Genomic DNA, 14,471 nt, shown 5'->3' on the forward strand with positions numbered 1-14,471 from the left:
GCAAACCACTTCTTGAACTGAGGCGCACGCATGCTCGTTTCCCGGTGGTGGAGACCAGTGTTCGACCATGAAACAGCTCAGCAGTTCAAACCTCATCCATAGCGAAGGAGGACAGCGCCTTCCCATTCCCCCATGTGCATGCACGCGAACGATCGGAATCCAGCCGCTTCCGCGTGCTGTCATGTCGTAAAAAAAGCCACACATCCGTCGTAGAAATAAGCGCAAAGTTTCCTGGCGGACTTTTGTATTCATGATACGCTGAGCAACTTCACAATTGATTCAGGATGTCATGATTGCCGGGATCCGAAGCACCGCATCCTGATCGTCGACGACAAGTCGATGCCGGCGGACTTCTCGAATGCGAGCCGGCCACGCTGCCCGGACCATGAAGATTCCATGCTTTACGCCGGCCGGCCGGATGCCCTGGCGCCGTCATCCAACTGATGAAACTTACTATGGTCCCTTGTTCCAGTACCGGTTTTACGATTATCACGTCGGCACGCCTTGCCCCGGACAGCGGCTACCTCGGCTACTTCTCGATTTACGCTGCCGGGGTGGACTGGACGGTCGACGCACCGACGTTTCGTGAACACAGGGTGAACTGGCAGCAGGCCCAATCGCTGTGCGATGCAATGGAGGGGGCGCATCGGAGGAGCCTGGCATGGCTGGAAGGGCAGGCAGGCCGGCCATGACGCCCGCTGCACGGCCCGGCGGGCGCTAGCGCTCAGGCCATCCGGTGCGGAAATGCGCGCGCCGGTACGCCGCCGGCGTGGTGTCCATGGTGCGCCGCATGGCGCGCGTGAGGGCGCTCTGTTCCGAGAACCCGGCGGCCAGCGCGATCTCGGCCAGCGGCCGGTCGGTGCCTGCCAGCCACTCGCAGGCGCGCCGCAGGCGGCAGCCGAGCAGCCAGTCGCCCGGGGTGCAGTCGTGTTCGAGGCGGAACAGGGCGTGCAGGCGGCTCACGCTCAGGCCGGCGGTACGCGCCATGCGCTCGGTGCTCCAGGGCAGGCCGGGTTCGGCCTCGATGCGCGCCAGCAGCGCGGCCAGGCGCGAAGCCGGCTGCGGCGCGCCGACGGTCAGGGTATCGAGCAGCAGCGGGGTCCAGCCGGCCAGTACCGGGGGCGCGGGCGGCTGGGCGGCGGCCAGGATGCCCATGAATTCGACCAGCTTGCGGGCGGCGGGGCCGATGGCGGTGAAGGGGCGCTCGAGCAGGCGCTGCCACGGACCTTGTTCGAGATTGGCCGCGCCGACATCGAGGATCAGGGACTGGTTGGCGCCGGCGCTGTATTGCGAGTGCCAGGCGCCCGGCGCGACCACGGCGCCGTGGAGTGGATCGAGCCGCCCCTGGCGGCCGGCGATCTCGAGCGCGACTTCGCCCTTGAGGGGCAGCACCAGCTGGGCATAGTCGTGGCGGTCGGCGAGCCGCGTCTGGCCGTAGCTGCGAACGTGCAGGTCGAGCAGGGGCGAGGCGGACATGCCGGCCGCGTCAGCCCATCGGGCTGCAGACCTCGGTGCCGGCTGCCAGGGCCTTGAGCCTGACTGGGTCGAGCAGGGTGACTTCGCGCTTGTCCACCTGCAGCCAGCCCTGCTTCTTGAAGCGCGACAGCAGGCGGCTGACGCTTTCGATGGTCAGGCCGAGGTAGTTGCCGATGTCTTCGCGCGACATGCGCAGCTGGAAGCTGCTCGGCGAGTAGCCGCGCGCCGCGTAGCGCGCCGACAGGTTGACCAGGAACACCGCGAAGCGCTGCTCGGCACGCATGTTGCCGAGAAGTAGCATCACGTTCTGTTCGCGCGTGATTTCCTGGCTCATGATGCGGTGGAAGTGGCGCAGCAGGGCCGGCACGTGGCCGAACAGCTCTTCCAGGCGCACGAACGGGATCTCGCACACCTCGCTGTCTTCCAGGGCCACGGCGTCGCAGTGGTGGGTGCCGCTGATGGCGTCCATGCCCAGCAGTTCGCCGGCCATCTGGAAGCCGGTGATCTGGGCTTCGCCGGCGGCGTTCACCTGGTAGGTCTTGAAGTGGCCGAAGCGCACCGCGTACAGGTTGCGGAAGGGCTCGCCCATGGCGTACAGGCGCTCGTCGCGCACGAGGCGGCGGCGGCGGCCGATGATCTGGTCGAGGCGGTTGATGTCCGCATCTTCGAGGCCCATCGGCAGGCACAGCTGGTGCATGCTGCAGGCGCTGCAGCTGGTCTTGAGGGCCTGGATGCTGATCGGCGCCTCGCCCGGAAGGGAGATGGGATGGCTCATTTCGGAAAAAGGCGGATTGCTGACGCAGCCATTATAGACGGCTGTTCGGCTTCTGGGCTTTCATTTTCCGGAGGGAAGAAGGTGGCCGGCCTGGCCGGCCACCTTCCAGCTGCCGGACGGCGCAGGCGCTTACAGGTGGTGCCGTTGCTCAGCCTTCATTTTGTAGTACGCCTCCCGGCCCTTGGCGCGCACGGTGGCGGCGATCTGCGCGGCCTCTCCGGCCGCCTGGTTGACCGAAGCAAAGGCGTCCGGATCGGCCTTGAACGACTCGACCGCCCGCTGGGACTCGGTCGTGCCGGCCAGGGCCAGGCCGAAGGTCGCGGACACCGCCAGTTCGGCCGCCAGGGTCTCGGCGCTCGGCGCGACCACCGCGGCGCCGGCCTTGGCGGCCTCGGACGCTTCCTGCTTCGCCTGCGGGGCCGCCAGGCTGCGCGCCAGCGCCATGTCGCCCGCCACCTGCTTCAGGAAGCCGACCGCGGCCTGGCTGCCGGACAAGTTGGCCAGGTCGCCCAGGCGCAGCAGGGCGGCGTTCTTAGCGTTGAACACCGCGCGGCCGCTGCGCTGGCTGCGCACGAAGTCGATCATTGGCTGGACCGCGATCGTGCTGCCGATGTAGCCGAGCGTGGCCACGATCTGCGGCAGGAACTCCTCGTGCCGTTCCGGCTCGTTGACCAGCCAGTCGAGCAGTAGCCTGGCGTCCTTCTCGGTATATTGCGAGGCCAGCTCGTAGGGCACCCCTTCGATCCAGTGCTGGGACACGAAGTCGCGCACGTCGCTTGGCGCCTGCAGGCCGCCGGCGCCGCAGGAGCAGCCGCCGGCAGGCATCACTTCCTTGCCGTCGATGCTGAGCGGGCCGGCCAGGTAGGCGGCCGACTCGGTGCCATTGACCACGTTGTGGTCGACGCCCACCGAGGGGTACATGACCGCGCGCGGGTCGTCGGTGCGATGCGGCAGGCCGCAGTTGTGGCCGTACTCGTGCACCCAGATCAGGCCTTCCTGGTTGGCGGTGAAGCGCACCGCCGCCACGTTCACCGTGGTGCTGCCGACCGGGGCGCAGCCGATGATGCTGTCGCCCGGGCCGCCGCACCAGCGGATCGCCTGCACGATCTTGACCCCGCTGCCCGCCGTCAGGAGGGCGGTGAGGTCGGCCGAGGTCTGGATGGTGCCCGGGACCGTGGCCGGCAGCACCCGCACCGCGCCGTTGCGGACGAACTGGACCGGGGTGGCGACGTCCGGCCCGGTGTCGTCGTTCTGGAGGATGGCGCCCATGTCGGCCAGGATCCGGTCGGCCTCGGCATCGCTCAGGGCCACGCTGCTGTGGCGGTGCACCGTGACCGACACCGTGCGATTGCCCGGGGGCGCCGCGTTCGGGTTGACGATCAGGTAGTCGACATACAGCGGGATGTCGGCGCCCCACGCAATGTCGACCCAGATGTCGACGCCGCCGGCGCGCGGGGCCACGTTATGCAGGGTGTAGCGGGCCGAGCCGATGAACTTGCCGGCCTCGGGGCCGCCGGGAGCGCCTTCGCCGATGGCCACGAAGACCTGCGAGCGGGTGCCGATCTGGTCCCAGTTGAGGCGCAGCACCCATTGGCCGCGCCGCAGGCCCCAGTCATGGCGGTAGGTGAAGCCGTTGCCGGACAGTGCGGGCGCGATGCTGGCTGCGCCGGCCTGCACCTGCGCTTCGGCTTCGGCGTAGGGCGCCTGGTAGGCCGAGGAGACGGCGGGATCGCCCGTCGTGCGCGGATGGTCGAGGCTGAGGGCGGCGTCCCGGTCGAGACGATCGTTTGGCGACATGCTGTTCTCCTTGTGGCTGTGATGGGTCAGGGAGTGACGACGAGGTAGTCGACGTAGAGCAGGATGTCGCTGCTCCATTCGACGTCCACCCAGATGTCGACGCCGCCGGCGCGCGGCGCGACGTTGTGGACCGTGTAGCGCGCCGAGCCGATGAACTTGCCGGCATCCGGTCCGCCGGCGGCGCCTTCGCCGATCGCCACCAGCACCCGCGAGCGCGGGCCGATGGCCGACCAGTTGAGCCGCAGCACCCACTGGCCGCGGCGCGCGCCCCAGTTGTGGCGGTAGGTGAAGCCGGTCCCGCTCAGTTCGGGTTCGGGGCCGGCTGCGGCAGGCTGGAACAGTTGCCGCACGGCGCCTCCGTCCACGTCCTGCCGGACTTCCGCGAACGCGGTCGGCACGGCCGAGGAAGCGAAGCGCATGTCCGCGCCGCCGGCGCCGGGCGCCAGCCGCGCGGCTGCCTGCTTGATCTGGTTGTTCGTCATGACCATTTCCTTTTCACATCGACGATCGATGGATGACCCGGCACGCAGCGCCGCAAGACGTGCCGGCCGGGCCGCCGGATAGCGGGCTGGATGGCATGCCTGATCGCAGGATCTGGCGCTGCCGGGCCCGAATCGTCAGCCAATATAGTCGAGTGTTTCGGGGGCCTAGGACCGATCTGACGGGTCATTAATATGGATCAGTGGCTTCCGGTTTTCTGGCAGAAAGAAAGATTTCGGAAGCTATAAAGCCTTTGCCTTTGCCTGGGCGCAGTCGTGCAGTTGTCGCCGCACTCCGGGGCCGGCCGGCGCCGGGGTGACGCATTGGCGCATCAATTCTGCTCGTCCAAACGTGCGGCCCCAGCCTGCATGCTAGATTCTGGTCACGCCGCCGCAGTAAAACCGCGCAGTACAACGAACAAAAGGGGCCCTGCATGTTCGGTTTGTCCGCCTTGGACCTGGCACGCCTGCAGTTCGCGTTCACCATGTCCTTTCACATCCTGTTTCCGGCGATTACGATTGGCATGGCCAGCTACCTGGCCGTGCTCGAACTGTGCTGGCTGCGCACCAGGCGCCAGGTCTACGTCGACCTCTACCACTACTGGCTGAAGATCTTCGCCGTCACCTTCGGCATGGGGGTGGTGTCAGGCATCGTGATGGCCTACCAGATCGGCACCAACTGGAGCTACCTGTCCGAGTTCGCCGGCAGCATCATGGGCCCGATCCTGTCCTACGAGGTGCTGACCGCCTTCTTCCTCGAGGCCGGCTTCCTGGGCGTGATGCTGTTCGGCTGGACCCGGGTCGGACCGGGCCTGCATTTCGCGGCCACCTGCGCGGTCGCGGTCGGCACGCTGATCTCGTCGACCTGGATCCTGGCCGCCAACAGCTGGATGCAGACCCCGCGCGGCTATGCCATCGAGGGCGGGCGCATGGTGCCGGCCGACTGGCTGGCGATCGTCTTCAACCCGTCCTTCCCGTACCGGCTGCTGCACATGGTGATCGCCGCCTATCTCACCACGGCGCTGATCGTCGGCGCCACCGGCGCCTGGCAGCTGCTCAAGCGACGCGACAACCCGGCGGTGCGCAAGATGCTGTCGATGGCGATGTGGATGATCCTGATCGTGGCCCCGATCCAGGCCCTGGTAGGCGACTTCCATGGCCTGAACACCCTCAAGCACCAGCCGGCCAAGCTGGCGGCGATGGAAGGGCACTGGCAGAACGAAGGCGAGCGGGCGATTCCGCTGCTGCTGTTCGGCATCCCCGACATGGACGAGGAAAGGACCAGGTTTGCAGTGGGCATCCCGCACCTGGGCAGCGTCATCCTCACCCACTCCTGGACCGGCCAGATCCCCGGACTCAAGGAATTTCCCCGCGAAGACCGGCCGAACTCGCTGATCGTGTTCTGGAGCTTCCGCCTGATGGTGGGCCTGGGCCTGCTCATGATCGCGCTGGGCGCCTGGGGCCTGTGGCTGCGCCGGGGCGGCCGCCTATGGACCAGGCGCCCCTTCCTGCGCTTCGCTCTGTGGATGGGACCGGCCGGCCTGGTCGCCATCCTGGCCGGCTGGACCACGACCGAGGTCGGGCGCCAGCCCTGGGTCGTGTACGGGGTGCTGCGCACCGCCGACGCAGTCTCGCCGCACGGCGCCGGTTCGCTGGCGCTCACCCTGGCGCTGTTCGTGGCGGCCTACGTCTTCGTGTTCGGCACCGGCACCGTGTACCTGCTGCGCATGATGCGCAAGGGGCCGCAGCGCTTCGAGCTGCACCGACCGGCCGAGGGCGGCCCCGGCGAGGAGCGCACGCCGATGCGGCCGCTGTCGGCGGCGGACGTGGCCAACGACGACGAGCCGGGGCCGGAAGGCGAGGGCAGTCATCCACACGACCAGGGTCACGATCACGACCGGCGGGGGAGCTAGCATGGGCATCGACACCACCGTCATCTGGGCGGTCATCATCTACTTCGCCGTCTTCATGTACGTGCTGCTGGACGGTTTCGACCTGGGCATCGGCCTGCTGTTTCCCTTCACGCCGAAGAAACGCGACCGCGACACCATGATGAACACGGTGGCGCCGGTCTGGGACGGCAACGAGACCTGGCTGGTGCTGGGCGGGGAGGGGCTGCTGGCGGCCTTCCCGGTGGCCTACTCGATCATCCTGTCGGGACTGTACCTGCCGCTGATCTTCATGCTGGTCGGCCTGGTGTTTCGCGGCGTGGCCTTCGAGTTCCGCTTCAAGGCCAGGGAGCACGAGCGCCACCTGTGGGACAAGGCTTTCATCGGCGGTTCGGTGGTGGCGTCCTTCTTCCAGGGCGTGGCGCTGGGCGCCTTCCTGGACGGCATTACGGTATCCGGGCGCAGCTATGCCGGCGGGCCGCTCGACTGGATCGCGCCCTTTCCGCTGTTGGCCGGTGTCGGCGTGATGATCGCCTACACCCTGCTGGGCGCCACCTGGCTGGTGATGAAGACCGAGGGCGAACTGCACGCCCGCATGGTGCAGGTGGCGCGTCCCCTGGCCCTGATGCTGCTCGCCGCCATCGTCATCGTCAGCATCTGGACCCCGTGGCGCGACCCGGCGGTGGCGGCGCGCTGGTTCAGCTTCCCAAACATCCTGTTCCTGGCGCCGGTGCCGGTGCTGGTGGCCGTGTTCATCGTGCTGCTGCTGCGCTCGCTGGCAGGGGACGAGGACGACTTGCCGCATCGGGTTCCCTTCGTGGCCGCGCTGGCCCTGATCTTCCTGGGCTACAGCGGCATGGCGATCAGCATCTGGCCGCACATCGTGCCGCCCGCGATCTCGATCTGGGAGGCCGCCTCGCCTCCGAGCAGCCAGGGTTTCGCGCTGGTCGGCACCCTGTTCATCCTGCCCATCATCCTGATGTACACGGCCTGGTCGTACTGGGTGTTCCGGGGCAAGGTCAAGGCCGACGCGGGGTACCACTGATGGACGGGCCGCGCCGCGACAGGCCGGGCCACGAGAGGCCGGACCATGACAGCCTGGGCCGCGTGTCGCGGCGCGAATGGATGCGGCGCCTGGCCTGGCTGGCGGCGCTCTGGCTCGGCGGGGTGTTTACGCTGGCGACGGTGGCCTATGTGATCCGGGTACTCATGCGGGCGCTGGGCATGCACTAGGCCGGCAAGCGCACGATCGACGGTCGCGGCCAACCGTGCGCGGCCTGCCGCGATGGAAGGCTACACTCTTCATAACGCTTTGCTAACAGGAGTGCCGCACCGTGTCCCTTTCCGACGCGCCGCCGATCGACCGTCCCGCCGAACCCGCCGAGCAAGCTTCCGTGTCCCTGCCCCTGGCCGGGGAGGACCAGGCACGCGCCGACTTCTACGCGCTGCTGTCGCGCCTGCTGCTGGCGGCGCCCGACGCCGGGCTGCTGGCCGCGCTGGCGCATGCCGACCCGATCTCGGCCGAAGGGGGCGACCCGGCGCTGGAACAGGCCTGGGAAGCCCTGGTGCTGGCATCGAGCGTCATGGATCCCGGCGCGGTGGCCGACGAGTTCGACGCGCTGTTCGTCAGCGTCGGCACCCCGCCGCTCGATCCCTACGGTTCGCGCTACCTGTCCGGCTACATGAACGACACCCCGCTGGCCGAGCTGCGCGCCGACCTGGCGCGGCTCGGCGTCCAGCGCGTGCGCGGCGTCGGCGAATTCGAAGACCACCTGGGTTCCCTGTGCGAGACGATGCGCGTCCTGATCGCCGGCGCGCCGGGCATCCCGCGCCGGCCGGTCGATCGCCAGCAGGCATTCTTCGAGACCCACATCGCGCCCTGGCATGCGCGCTGCCTGGCCGACATCGCCTCCGCCGACGGCGCCAATTACTACCGGCTGGTTGCACGGCTGGCCGCCGCCTTCCTCGCCATCGAAGCCGAAGCCTTCGTGGTCGGAGAGGCGCCCATCGATTCAACCGTTTGACAAGACGAGGCACAGGCATGGAACAGCATCCGCAAGCACTGGAACCAGGACCGGACGGCAAGCCGGCCGCCGGAGCGCCCGACCCGACCCGGCGCAGCTTCCTGAAGGCCGCGCCGCTGGGCGCGCTGGCGGTGGTGACCGGCAGCGCCGCGGCCGCCGAGACGCCGGAAGCGGCACCGACGGCGGCGCCGGAGCTCAAGCGCGGCTACCACGAAACCGAGCACATCCGCCGTTACTACCAGACCGCCGCCTATTGGTGAGCCAAAAGGCGAGCGCAACCGGAGAGCAAGCATGTCCCTAGTAAAAGCTTCCCGCGACAGCGGGCTGAAACGGCGCCGCTTCCTGGCCGGCGCGGGCGTGGCGGTCGGCGCCGGCGCCCTGGCGCGCCACCTGCCGCTGAACGTGATCGAACCGGCCCGGGCCGACCAGGCCCCGGGCGCCCCGGTACCCACCGAGGTCAAGCGCACCATCTGCAGCCACTGCTCGGTGGGCTGCTCGGTGGACGCGGTGGTGGCCAACGGCGTGTGGGTGCGCCAGGAAGCCGCCTTCGATTCGCCCATCAACATGGGCGCGCACTGCGCCAAGGGCGCCTCGGTGCGCGAGCACGCCTTCGGCGAGCACCGCCTGCGCTACCCCATGAAGCTGGTGAACGGCAAGTACCAGCGCATCTCCTGGGACCAGGCCATCAACGAGATCGGCGACAAGCTGATCGAACTGCGCCAGAAATCCGGCCCGGACGCGCTGATGGTCATCGGCAGCTCCAAGCACAACAACGAGCAGGCCTACCTGCTGCGCAAGTGGGTCTCGTTCTGGGGCTCCAACAACTGCGACCACCAGGCGCGCATCTGCCACTCGACCACGGTCGCGGGCGTGGCCCAGACCTTCGGCTACGGGGCCATGACCAACTCCTTCAACGACTTGCATCACAGCAAGGCGGTGATGTTCATCGGCTCCAACCCGGCCGAGGCCCACCCGATCTCGATGCTGCACTTCCTGCACGCCAAGGAACTGGGCGCGAAGATGATCGTCATCGACCCGCGCTTCACCCGCACCGCGCGCTTCGCCCACCACTACGTGCGGGTGCGCCCGGGCACCGACATCCCGCTGGTGTGGGGCATCCTGTGGCACATCTTCGAAAACGGCTGGGAAGACAAGGAATACATCGCGGCGCGCACCTACGGCATGGACGACGTGCGCAAGGAAGTGGCCAAGTGGACGCCCGACAAGGTCTCCGACATCACCGGCGTGCCGGAAGCCTCGGTCAGGATGGCGGCCGAGATGCTGGCCAAGAACCGGCCTTCGTCGGTGGTCTGGTGCATGGGCATCACCCAGCACCACGTCGGCACCGCCAACGTGCGCGCGCTGTCGATCCTGCAGCTGGCGCTGGGCAATATCGGCGTGCCCGGCGGCGGCGCCAACATCTACCGCGGCCACGACAACGTGCAGGGTGCGACCGACGTCGGTCCCAACGGCGACTCGCTGCCGGGCTACTACGGCATTGCCGAGGGCGCCTGGAAGCACTTCGCCGCCGTCTGGGGCGTCGACTACGAGTGGATCAAGTCGCGCTTCGGCTCCAAGGAACTGATGGAAAAGCCCGGCATCACGGTGTCGCGCTGGTTCGACGCGGTGAACGAAGAAGCACAGTACATCGACCAGCCGAGCAAGCTGCGCGCCGTGTTCTACTGGGGCCACGCGCCCAACAGCCAGGTGCGCCTGCCCGACATGAAGGCGGCGATGCAGAAGCTCGACATGCTGGTCGTGATCGACCCGTATCCGAGCATGACCGCCTCGATGCACGGCCGCACCGACGGCGTCTACCTGCTGCCGGCGGCCTCGCAGTTCGAGACCCAGGGCTCGTGCACGGCCTCGAACCGTTCGATCCAGTGGCGCGAGCGGGTGATTGCACCGCTGTTCGAGTGCAAGACCGACCACGAGATCATGTACCTGTTCGCCAAGAAGTTCGGCTTCCATAACGAACTGTGCAAGAACATCAAGGTGGTGCTGAACGAGCCGGTGATCGAGGACATCCTGCGCGAGATCAACCGTTCTTGCTGGACCATCGGCTACACCGGCTGTTCCCCGGAGCGCTTGAAACTCCATATGGAGAACAAGCACACCTTCAACCCGACCACCATGCGCGCCGACGACGGTCCCTGCAAGGGCGACTACTACGGCCTGCCGTGGCCGTGCTGGGGCACGCCCGAGCTGAAGCACCCGGGCACGCCGATCCTGTACGACCTGAACAAATCGGTGGCCGAGGGCGGCCTGCCGTTCCGCGCCAACTGGGGCGTCGAGCACAACGGCCAGACGCTGCTGGCGGCGGACGGCTCCACCAACAAGGACAGCCAGCTCGACGTCGGCTATCCGGAGTTCGACCACGTGTTCCTGAAAAAGCTGGGCTGGTGGGCCGAACTCACGCCCCAGGAACAGGCCATGGCGGAAGGCAAGAACTGGAAGACCGACCTGTCCGGCGGCATCATCCGCGTCGTCATCGCCCACGGCTGTGCGCCGTTCGGCAATGCGCGGGCGCGCTGCAACGTGTGGAACTTCCCCGATCCGGTCCCGACCCACCGCGAGCCGCTGGCCTCGCCGCGCCGCGACCTGGTCGCCAAGTACCCGACCTACGACGACAAGGCCAACTTCTGGCGCCTGCCGACCCTGTACAAATCGGTGCAGGAGGTCGACTTCTCGAAGGACTTCCCGCTGATCATGACTTCCGGGCGCCTGGTCGAGTACGAAGGCGGCGGCGAGGAAACCCGCTCGAATCCCTGGCTGGCCGAACTGCAGCAGAACATGTTCGTCGAGATCAACCCGCGCGACGCGGCCCAGATCCATGCCCGGGTCGGCGACTACGTCTGGGTCGAGACCCCGACCGGCGCGCGCCTGAAGATGATGGCGATGGTCACCGAGCGGGTCCCGATCGGCCTGGTATGGATGCCTTTCCACTTCGGCGGCTGGTGGATGGGCGAGGATCTCGAGCGCCACTACCCGGAAGGCGGGGCGCCGACCGTGCGCGGCGAGGCCTGCAACACCGGCTGGACCTACGGCTACGACGCCGTGACGATGATGCAGGAAACCAAGGTATCGCTGTGCCGGGTGGTCAAGGCCTGAAGCGAATAACGAGAAGCGGAGGAGGACAGCATGGCCGCAAGGATGAAATTTATCTGCGACACCGAGCGCTGCATCGACTGCAACGGCTGCGTGACCGCATGCAAGAACGAACACGAACTCCCCTGGGGCATCAACCGGCGCCGGGTGGTGACGATCAACGACGGCATTCCCGGCGAGCGCTCGGTGTCGGTGGCGTGCATGCACTGCACCGACGCGCCCTGCCTGGCGGTGTGCCCGACCAACTGCATCTACCACACCGAGGACGGCATCGTCCTGCACAGCAAGGACCAGTGCATCGGCTGCGGCTACTGCTACTACGCCTGTCCGTTCGGGGCGCCGCAGTTCCCGGAAACCGGCATCTTCAACCACCGCGGCAAGATGGACAAGTGCACCTTCTGCGCCGGCGGCCCGGAACCGGACACCTCGGAAGCCGAGTTCAAGAAATACGGCCGCAACCGCATCGCCGAGGGCAAGCTGCCGGCCTGCGCCGAGATGTGCGGCACCAAGGCCCTGCTGGGCGGCGAGGCCAACCAGATCGCCGACATCTACCGCCAGCGCGTCGAGACCCGTGGCTACGGTCCCGAGCTGTGGGGCTGGAAGATCGCCTACGGCCGGCCCAAGCGCGGCGGCGAGATCAAGGCCAAGGGCGACCTGCCGCGCACCAACCAGCTGGTGGGCGACGTGCAGAACGATCCGGGGAGGTTCCCGCAATGAACAAGCTCCGTCAACCTGTTCGTTACCTGGTGCTGGCCTTGCCCTTGCTGCTGAGCGGCTGCCTCGAGGTCAGGCAGTTCCCGGGCTGGCTGCACGGCGAATACGCCGGCAAGGAAGACAACCGCCACTTCCAGACCCGCTTCCACGGCGACCGGCTGGCCTGGTCGGCCGCGATCCAGAACCGCGCCATGAAGCAGAACGAATACAACCGGGCCAACCCGTAAGGAGCCGACGATGCATGCCACCTCATCACGAGCCCCATCGCTGCGTGCCACGCTGGTCCTGATCGTCGCCCTGGTGTTCGCGCTGCTGCTGCCGTCCGCCTGGGGCGGCGTGCCCAACGAAAAGGCCAAGCCGGCCTATGCCGAAGAGCAGACCATGCTCCAGATCGAAGGCGATTCGGTCGTGCCCGAGCCCGGGCTCACCAATCCGTCCTCGGGCCGGGTCCACATGGACCGCCACTTCCTGGGCCAGTACGGGGCCACCGAGGCGAACGTCATCGTCCAGCGCGGCGGCAACACCTGGCGCCACCTGCGCAACGGCCCGCTCGCCAGCATCGCCGGCTTCATCCTGCTGGCGGTGCCCTTCCTGATCTTCGTGTTCTACAAGACGGTCGGGCCGGCGCGCGAAGAACCGAGCTCGGGGCGCCGCATCAAGCGCTTCACCAACTGGGAACGCAAGGTGCACTGGGCCACGGCCTACAGCTTCATCGCACTGGCGATCACCGGCATCATCATCATGTACGGCAAGAAGATCATGCTGCCCTGGATGGGGCACGACCTGTTTTCCTGGGTCGCGATCATCTCCAAGTACCTGCACAACTTCGTCGGCCCGCTGTTCATCGTGTGCTCGATCCTGATGTTCATCACTTTCCTGCACCGAAACTTCTTCAACCGCGTCGACTGGCAGTGGGTGAAGCAGGGCGGCGGGCTGGTCTCCCACAGGCACGTGCCGGCCGGCTTCTTCAACGCCGGCGAAAAAGCCTGGTTCTGGCTGGGCGTGACCCTGCTGGGCATCGTCATGTCGATCACCGGCCTGATCCTGGACTTCGTCACCTTCGGCCAGACCCGCTACGTGCTGCAGGTGGCGAACTACCTGCACATCGCCGGCGCGGCCCTGTACATCGCCGCGGCCATGGGCCACATCTACATCGGCACCTGGGGCACGCCGGGCGCCTACCAGGCCATGCGCGAGGGCACGGTGGACGAGAACTGGGCCGCCGCCCACCACGCGCTGTGGCACGAACAGGTCAAGAACGGCACCGCCACCGATCCGGCCAACCGTGTCCCGGGCAGCGCGCCCGGACATCCAGGCGCACGCCCGGCGCCGCGTCCGGGACCGGCCCACTGAGGACGACCATGAAAGCATCCACCATCTTCAACCGTGGCGCCCTGGCTGCGCCGCTGCTGGTCCTGCTGGCGCTGGGCGCCGGCTGCGACCGCGGCCGCAACCCGAGCGTGGGCGGCATCGAACAGACCAAGTACCCGGGCCAGGTGACGGCGGGCGGGCGCACCAGCGGCGCCATCATCGCCAGCACCGCCAAGCCGGTGACCGACGCCACCTATGCCGGCGGCACGCCGGGCCATGCCGGCGGCGCGGGCGGCACCAGCTCGGGCGCCGAGACCGCCGGCACCGTGCGCGAGACCGGCCAGGGCCCGAGCTCGGGCGTGACGCCGCCTTCCGGCGCACAGCCGGGCACGCAGATGCAGCCGGGCGACCACGGCAAGCCGGCGGCGCCTGCCCCGGGCACGGTGGAGGCCCCGGCCGCTACCAATACCGCCCCGCAGGGCGCCGCCGCGCCCGGCACACTGGGAGCCAAGCAATGATCGACCATCTTCGACTCAAGGGCGTGCTGCGTGCCGCGCTGGCCGGCCTGCTGGCCTGCAGCGCCGCATCGTGGGCGGCGCTGCCGCCGCCGACCCCGGCCCAGCAACAGGAAGCCGCCGCCAAGAAAGCCGCGGCCGACGCCAAGGCAGCCAAGGACAAGGAACTGCTGGCCGCGTCGATCGACGCGATCAGCGCGCGCTGGCGTTCGCAGGCCCCGTCCAAGGGCTGGAAGATCAACCCGCCGGTGACGATCGCCGCCGCGCCCGCGGCCGGCGCCGCCGCCGGCTCCGCGGCCACGCCGCCGCCGGGCGCGGCGGGTGTCGCCGGACAGGGCACGATGGCGCCGGGCGCCGTCGCCAACCCGGTGCCGCCGGGCGCC

The 14,471-nt window shown here is 68.1% G+C and carries 15 protein-coding genes and 1 pseudogene; 11 read left to right on the forward strand and 5 right to left on the reverse strand.

Annotated elements, in window-relative coordinates:
- The 5 genes from AB3347_RS25585 to AB3347_RS25605 form a co-directional block, all read right to left on the reverse strand.
- Positions 1-252 (reverse strand): hypothetical protein (locus AB3347_RS25585; RefSeq protein ID WP_369094478.1); only part of this gene is annotated, 252 nt, incomplete at its 3' end.
- Positions 253-717: 465 nt separating this feature from the next.
- Complete coding sequence (locus AB3347_RS25590; RefSeq protein WP_369094479.1) at positions 718-1,476, reverse strand: AraC family transcriptional regulator; 759 nt, start codon at positions 1,474-1,476, stop codon at positions 718-720.
- A 10-nt stretch (positions 1,477-1,486) separates the two neighbouring features.
- On the reverse strand, positions 1,487-2,251 hold the full coding sequence (fnr, locus tag AB3347_RS25595) for a fumarate/nitrate reduction transcriptional regulator Fnr (RefSeq protein WP_369094480.1): 765 nt from the start codon (positions 2,249-2,251) through the stop codon (positions 1,487-1,489).
- A gap of 129 nt (positions 2,252-2,380) precedes the next feature.
- On the reverse strand, positions 2,381-4,048 hold the full coding sequence (locus AB3347_RS25600; RefSeq protein ID WP_369094481.1) for a hypothetical protein: 1,668 nt from the start codon (positions 4,046-4,048) through the stop codon (positions 2,381-2,383).
- Positions 4,049-4,074: 26 nt separating this feature from the next.
- On the reverse strand, positions 4,075-4,530 hold the full coding sequence (locus tag AB3347_RS25605; protein WP_369094482.1) for a hypothetical protein: 456 nt from the start codon (positions 4,528-4,530) through the stop codon (positions 4,075-4,077).
- A 431-nt stretch (positions 4,531-4,961) separates the two neighbouring features.
- Here AB3347_RS25605 and AB3347_RS25610 point away from each other — a divergent pair, with 431 nt between their 5' ends.
- The 11 genes and pseudogenes from AB3347_RS25610 to AB3347_RS25660 all read left to right on the forward strand — a co-directional run.
- Positions 4,962-6,440, forward strand: a complete 1,479-nt coding sequence (locus AB3347_RS25610) for a cytochrome ubiquinol oxidase subunit I (protein ID WP_369094483.1) — start codon at positions 4,962-4,964, stop codon at positions 6,438-6,440.
- Between the two features lies 1 nt (position 6,441).
- Positions 6,442-7,461 (forward strand): cytochrome d ubiquinol oxidase subunit II, encoded by a 1,020-nt coding sequence (cydB, locus tag AB3347_RS25615; protein WP_369094484.1) that lies wholly within the window; start codon positions 6,442-6,444, stop codon positions 7,459-7,461.
- A complete protein-coding gene (locus AB3347_RS25620; protein ID WP_369094485.1) occupies positions 7,461-7,649 on the forward strand; it encodes a DUF2474 family protein in 189 nt (62 codons plus the stop codon). The genes cydB and AB3347_RS25620 overlap by 1 nt, the downstream gene beginning before the upstream one ends.
- Before the next feature lie 101 nt (positions 7,650-7,750).
- A complete protein-coding gene (locus tag AB3347_RS25625) occupies positions 7,751-8,440 on the forward strand; it encodes a molecular chaperone (protein ID WP_369094486.1) in 690 nt (229 codons plus the stop codon).
- Between the two features lie 17 nt (positions 8,441-8,457).
- A complete protein-coding gene (locus AB3347_RS25630) occupies positions 8,458-8,700 on the forward strand; it encodes a twin-arginine translocation signal domain-containing protein (RefSeq protein WP_369094487.1) in 243 nt (80 codons plus the stop codon).
- Positions 8,701-8,731: 31 nt separating this feature from the next.
- Positions 8,732-11,551, forward strand: coding sequence for a formate dehydrogenase subunit alpha (locus tag AB3347_RS25635; protein WP_369094488.1), 2,820 nt, complete (start codon positions 8,732-8,734; stop codon positions 11,549-11,551).
- A 30-nt stretch (positions 11,552-11,581) separates the two neighbouring features.
- A complete protein-coding gene (gene fdh3B, locus AB3347_RS25640) occupies positions 11,582-12,265 on the forward strand; it encodes a formate dehydrogenase FDH3 subunit beta (RefSeq protein WP_369094489.1) in 684 nt (227 codons plus the stop codon).
- Complete coding sequence (locus AB3347_RS25645) at positions 12,262-12,489, forward strand: hypothetical protein (protein ID WP_369094490.1); 228 nt, start codon at positions 12,262-12,264, stop codon at positions 12,487-12,489. The genes fdh3B and AB3347_RS25645 overlap by 4 nt, the downstream gene beginning before the upstream one ends.
- 10 nt (positions 12,490-12,499) lie before the next feature.
- Positions 12,500-13,615, forward strand: coding sequence for a formate dehydrogenase subunit gamma (locus AB3347_RS25650; protein ID WP_369094491.1), 1,116 nt, complete (start codon positions 12,500-12,502; stop codon positions 13,613-13,615).
- An 8-nt stretch (positions 13,616-13,623) separates the two neighbouring features.
- Positions 13,624-14,091, forward strand: a complete 468-nt coding sequence (locus AB3347_RS25655) for a hypothetical protein (protein WP_369094492.1) — start codon at positions 13,624-13,626, stop codon at positions 14,089-14,091.
- Positions 14,088-14,471 (forward strand): annotated as a pseudogene (locus tag AB3347_RS25660) (hypothetical protein); the annotation flags it as partial. The gene AB3347_RS25655 and the pseudogene AB3347_RS25660, both read left to right, overlap by 4 nt.

This window comes from Massilia sp. X63 (assembly GCF_041023745.1).
In the GTDB taxonomy this organism is placed as follows: domain Bacteria; phylum Pseudomonadota; class Gammaproteobacteria; order Burkholderiales; family Burkholderiaceae_D; genus Telluria.

What these genes read in the sequence shown, in the direction of transcription:
- AB3347_RS25605 (WP_369094482.1), bottom strand. Translation starts at nt 4,530, where the DNA reads ATGACGAACAACCAGATCAAGCAGGCAGCCGCGCGGCTGGCGCCCGGC.
- AB3347_RS25650 (WP_369094491.1), top strand. Translation starts at nt 12,500, where the DNA reads ATGCATGCCACCTCATCACGAGCCCCATCGCTGCGTGCCACGCTGGTC.
- AB3347_RS25630 (WP_369094487.1), top strand. Translation starts at nt 8,458, where the DNA reads ATGGAACAGCATCCGCAAGCACTGGAACCAGGACCGGACGGCAAGCCG.
- AB3347_RS25645 (WP_369094490.1), top strand. Translation starts at nt 12,262, where the DNA reads ATGAACAAGCTCCGTCAACCTGTTCGTTACCTGGTGCTGGCCTTGCCC.
- AB3347_RS25620 (WP_369094485.1), top strand. Translation starts at nt 7,461, where the DNA reads ATGGACGGGCCGCGCCGCGACAGGCCGGGCCACGAGAGGCCGGACCAT.
- AB3347_RS25610 (WP_369094483.1), top strand. Translation starts at nt 4,962, where the DNA reads ATGTTCGGTTTGTCCGCCTTGGACCTGGCACGCCTGCAGTTCGCGTTC.
- fnr (WP_369094480.1), bottom strand. Translation starts at nt 2,251, where the DNA reads ATGAGCCATCCCATCTCCCTTCCGGGCGAGGCGCCGATCAGCATCCAG.
- AB3347_RS25590 (WP_369094479.1), bottom strand. Translation starts at nt 1,476, where the DNA reads ATGTCCGCCTCGCCCCTGCTCGACCTGCACGTTCGCAGCTACGGCCAG.
- AB3347_RS25655 (WP_369094492.1), top strand. Translation starts at nt 13,624, where the DNA reads ATGAAAGCATCCACCATCTTCAACCGTGGCGCCCTGGCTGCGCCGCTG.
- fdh3B (WP_369094489.1), top strand. Translation starts at nt 11,582, where the DNA reads ATGGCCGCAAGGATGAAATTTATCTGCGACACCGAGCGCTGCATCGAC.
- cydB (WP_369094484.1), top strand. Translation starts at nt 6,442, where the DNA reads ATGGGCATCGACACCACCGTCATCTGGGCGGTCATCATCTACTTCGCC.
- AB3347_RS25600 (WP_369094481.1), bottom strand. Translation starts at nt 4,048, where the DNA reads ATGTCGCCAAACGATCGTCTCGACCGGGACGCCGCCCTCAGCCTCGAC.
- AB3347_RS25635 (WP_369094488.1), top strand. Translation starts at nt 8,732, where the DNA reads ATGTCCCTAGTAAAAGCTTCCCGCGACAGCGGGCTGAAACGGCGCCGC.